Genomic DNA, 758 nt, shown 5'->3' on the forward strand with positions numbered 1-758 from the left:
GAATACGTTCCCGGGCCTTGTACACACCGCCCGTCACACCATGGGAGTGGGCTGCAAAAGAAGTGGGTAGTTTAACCTTTCGGGGAGGACGCTCACCACTTTGTGGTTCATGACTGGGGTGAAGTCGTAACAAGGTAGCCCTAGGGGAACCTGGGGCTGGATCACCTCCTTATACGAAGATATCGTTGATGAGTACCCACACAGATTGATTAGGTTTGAAGTTTAGAGTAGAAAAACTTTTCCAGATGGGGCTATAGCTCAGCTGGGAGAGCGCCTCGCTGGCAGCGAGGAGGTCTGCGGTTCGATCCCGCATAGCTCCACCATCTTTAAGTGTTTTTCTTGAAAATATTTAAAAATGGTGTGTTTTTGAAACATATCTAGCTCTTTAACAATTTGGAAAGCTGACTGATTGATTACTTACGAGTAATTCAATCAAATTTAAAAGTTCTCAATGTTTATCTTTCATTAGATAAACACAACAAACACATTCAAGTGTCTTGTATTCGAATCAAACTGAGTTTGATTCACAATTGAGTCCGGCAAACAGCCATCAAGAATTAACCCTTCTTGATGACAACCAAAAACCTTGGTTAGTTGCCATACACTAAGACCCTTTCGGGTTGTATGGTTAAGTGACTAAGCGTACACGGTGGATGCCTTGGCAGTCAGAGGCGATGAAAGGCGTAATAACTTGCGATAAGCCCAGATTAGGTAGTAATAACCTTTTGAGTCTGGGATTCCTGAATGGGGAAACCCAC

Annotated in this window: 1 tRNA gene and 2 rRNA genes; all 3 read left to right on the forward strand. The window is 43.8% G+C overall.

Annotation, left to right across the window (positions count from 1 at the left end):
- Window positions 1-172 (forward strand): 16S ribosomal RNA (locus tag L4C37_RS22405); the annotation flags it as partial.
- 75 nt (window positions 173-247) lie between these two features.
- Window positions 248-323 (forward strand) — tRNA-Ala (locus L4C37_RS22410).
- A gap of 303 nt (window positions 324-626) precedes the next feature.
- A 23S ribosomal RNA gene (locus L4C37_RS22415) occupies window positions 627-758 on the forward strand; the annotation flags it as partial.

The sequence above is a fragment of the Vibrio kagoshimensis genome (assembly GCF_050337535.1).
Lineage (GTDB): Bacteria > Pseudomonadota > Gammaproteobacteria > Enterobacterales > Vibrionaceae > Vibrio > Vibrio gallaecicus.